At 72.5% G+C, this 3,277-nt stretch carries 4 protein-coding genes and 1 pseudogene; 2 read left to right on the forward strand and 3 right to left on the reverse strand.

Annotated elements, in window-relative coordinates:
• Positions 1-510, reverse strand: a 510-nt coding sequence (locus tag KBI5_RS10850) for a hypothetical protein (protein ID WP_023840835.1), incomplete at its 3' end; no start/stop codon positions are given.
• Between the two features lie 172 nt (positions 511-682).
• Here KBI5_RS10850 and KBI5_RS10855 point away from each other — a divergent pair.
• Together KBI5_RS10855 and KBI5_RS10860 are read left to right on the forward strand one after the other, a co-directional pair.
• Complete coding sequence (locus tag KBI5_RS10855) at positions 683-877, forward strand: AlpA family phage regulatory protein (protein WP_085015164.1); 195 nt, start codon at positions 683-685, stop codon at positions 875-877.
• Positions 878-1,086: 209 nt separating this feature from the next.
• Positions 1,087-2,121 (forward strand): hypothetical protein, encoded by a 1,035-nt coding sequence (locus KBI5_RS10860; protein ID WP_023840833.1) that lies wholly within the window; start codon positions 1,087-1,089, stop codon positions 2,119-2,121.
• Positions 2,122-2,138: 17 nt separating this feature from the next.
• On the opposite strand, the gene KBI5_RS10865 is transcribed toward KBI5_RS10860, so the two are convergent.
• Positions 2,139-2,675, reverse strand: coding sequence for a GNAT family N-acetyltransferase (locus KBI5_RS10865; RefSeq protein WP_023840832.1), 537 nt, complete (start codon positions 2,673-2,675; stop codon positions 2,139-2,141).
• Positions 2,672-3,277: pseudogene (locus KBI5_RS26280) on the reverse strand (hypothetical protein); the annotation flags it as partial. The gene KBI5_RS10865 and the pseudogene KBI5_RS26280, both read right to left, overlap by 4 nt.

Genomic DNA, 3,277 nt, shown 5'->3' on the forward strand with positions numbered 1-3,277 from the left:
TGCCGCCACCGCCGGGGCCAGCGCGACGGCCGGGGCGAGGGTGACGCGCAGGGTCGGAGCGCACGGCCGCATCGGCACCTCACCGAGCCCGGCACGGGCGTAGTCCGCGCGAATCTGCTCCAGGTCGGGGGTGGTCTTCGCCGAGGCGACCCGCTCGACCTGCCAGCGGCCGTAGACGCCGTCGGGGAGCCGGTCGAGCAGCCGGCGGGCCTTCCGCTTGCCACGGTCCCCGGAGCGGGCCGCCTCACCCGCGAGGTCGAACGCGACCGCCGCCGCGTCGATCACCTCCAGCGGGGGCAGCTCGTCGACGGCGAACAGCACCGGCGACGCGGCCGGCGTCGGCTGGGCCGCGACCGGGGCGGTGGGGACGACCGGAGCCAGCTCGACAGCCGCCGGGAGCTCGGCCGGGCCGAGGCGGTCCAGCAGGCGGACAGCGGCGGCGCAGAGGGCACGCCGGGCGGCGCCAGCGAAACGCTGCCCGAAGGGGCGGCGAGTGGGAACGTAGAACACGCGGGTCCTTCCTGGTGCTGACAGGTGTGATCCGTAGGCCCCGGCCGGAGGGTGAGAGCTCCGGGCGGGGCCGCTCAAGTGGCACGCTACTAGAGAAGTCGTCTAGCATGCAACCCACTTACTGACGACTCGGCTACTAGACTTGCCACCTATGACAAAGGATCTTCGGCTCATGGCCGCAGCGGAGATCGCGCAGGCTCTCGGCCTGGGCTCCGCGYGGATCTACCAGATCATGAAGTCCGATCCGACGTTCCCGGAACCAATCGCGACTTTGCGCGTCGGCAAGATCTGGCTCGCCACGGACATCGAGGAGTGGATGCGGCGAACAGGGCGCGCACCAGCGAGACCCGCAGCCGAATCCGGCTGATCCACGGCACTGCACGTGCCGGCTGACGACCACGGTCTCAGCGCACATGAAGCGGGCCGACCAGGAGTTCGCAGCTCCCGACCGGCCCTTGATCGACAACCCTTGCCTGAGAAGGGCCATCAACCCGTGTCCTATCATGCCCGCGGCAGCCTGCCCGAAGGCGGCCAGACCCCCGACGACTCGACTGCACTCGCCTGTTGGGGCGCCTTGTGAGCTGGGGATGGGTCGCTGCCGCCTTCGACCTGCTTCCCGGGGAACTGCCCCCCGCTGAGCGGACGGTCGTGCTCATCCTCGCTGAGGATGCCCGCCGCGGTTCGCGGCGCTCTTCACCCGGCCTGCCCAAGCTCCTCGCCCGCTCGGGACTCAAGAGCCGCTCTCAGCTTGCCGCGGTCCTCGGCAAGCTCGCCGATCGTGGGCTGATCCGCCAGATCGAGCGCGCCAGACGGGGCCACGTCGCTGTCTATGAGCTGCTGTTCGACGAGGCGCGGTTCGAGGAGACGGCCGAAATGGGTCCGGCTGGCCGGACGCAGGCAAGCCCAGACAGTCCCACAGGCGAGGTAATTGCGTCCGGTGGGGCGGACGCAGACCGCGAGGATCACGACGGACTTGGGTCCGGTGGACCGGACGCAGACACGGAAGTTACCGGCGAGTTGCGTCCGGTCGGCCGCCGAATTGCGTCCGGTGGACCGGACCCCTCCCTTGCAAGCTCCCTGGAACTACAAGCAGCAGCAGAGCCCACCGACGACGAACCCGATCCGCCCACGCTCGACGCTGAGGAGCCGACCGACGCCGTCGAGGCGGACCCGTACGCCGACCTCGCCGGCCGCTTGGTCGTTGGCGAGCGGCTCCCCGCCTCCTGGCGCCCGGACATCGCCGCCGCCCTCGCCCGCGGCTGCGCCCCCGCGCAGATCGTCGATGCCTACCGGGCGCCCCTGTCCGGACCGGTCCGCAGCCCGGCCGCAGTGCGCCGACGCCGCATCCGTGACCTCGAACCCGCCCCGGCCGCCGCCAGCTCGGCCGTGACGCCGACGCCACCGAACCTGCGGAACATGTGCCGGCTTCACACACAGCCCGCGCCCTGCCCGGTGTGCGCCGACCACGCGGCCGACGCCAGCGGGCGGTCCGGGCCCGTTCTGGGCGCGCCACGGGCCGCAACGGGCGCTGCGCTGGCCTGCACCCGGTCACCGGCCACCGCGGACGCCATTGCCGCGCTCCGTGTGCGGCTTCCTCGGGGCCGCCGATGACGATCCCGGTCTGTGAATCAGACTGCGGCGGCCCGGCGCGTCCAATCCTCGCGGCTGATCGCGTACACGCCCTTCTCCGCGCCGTGGAGATGCTCGGTTCGCGCGAGGTGCATGCCGAGCCGTTCGGCGAGGCGGACCGACGCGGCGTTCTCGGCGCGGACGACGGACACGACCTCGGGCAGGTCGGGATGGGTGTCGAACGCCCAGGTGATCGCAGCGCTCGCCGCCTCGGTTCCATAGCCTCGCCCCCACCAGGGCCGGCCGATGAACCAGACCGTTTCGATGCCGGGCCAGCCCGGTTCGGACCACAGGCCCGCGCGGCCGACGAGCGTCCCGGTCGCGCGTTCGACGACGGACCACGGGCCGACACCCTCCAGCTCCCAGCAGCCGATGTTGGCAGCGAGGTTGTGCCACATGCCGTGCCGGTCGGTCGGGCCGCCGATGTACCGGGCGAACTCCGGATCGGCCCAGATCCCGGCGTAGGCGTCGAGATCGGCGCGGGCGATGGGCCGCAGGGTCAGCCGCTCGGTGGTGAGGGTGGGGATGGTGGTCACGACGCGCCGGTTCCCGCCGGCAGGGCCCGGTATGCCTCGACGTACGCGGCGACTTCGGGGAGCTGCCGGTGGTCAGCGCTGAACGCGCGTCCGAGGCTGCGGAGTTTCCCGCTGACGGTGTGGGTGGGAGACGGACTGTCGGCCAGCACGGTGCTCGCGATGCGCGCGGCCTCCTCGGGCTCAGGCCGGGTGCCGCGCAGGTGCGCGAGCGCGAGGGTCAGCGTTGCGTGGTGGGACTCCTCGGCCGAGTAGTCGCCACCGCGGCGCTGGTAGCCGTCCACGGCCATGGTCGCCCACCGTCGGGCCTCGTCCATGTCGCCAAGCGCGAGCGCGGCGCCGGCGCGGAACATCGCCACGCCGGCCGGGCCTACCGGGGTCGACCCGGGCCGGGGTGCGAACGTGTCCGCGGTCATCTCCATACGGTCGAGCGCCTCCCGGGCCGCAGGGATATCCCCTAGGGCGGCGTGGGTGCGCGCCTCGTATGCGGCGATCCGCGCGGTCATGTACGGATCGGAGATGTGCGCGACGGCCTGGAGGTCCGCGAGCGCCGGGGCGTACCGCCGCCGCCAGTAGGCAATGCTCGACCGCAGCGCGGCCACGGA

The sequence above is a fragment of the Frankia sp. KB5 genome (genome assembly GCF_002099325.1).
Lineage (GTDB): Bacteria > Actinomycetota > Actinomycetes > Frankiales > Frankiaceae > Frankia > Frankia casuarinae.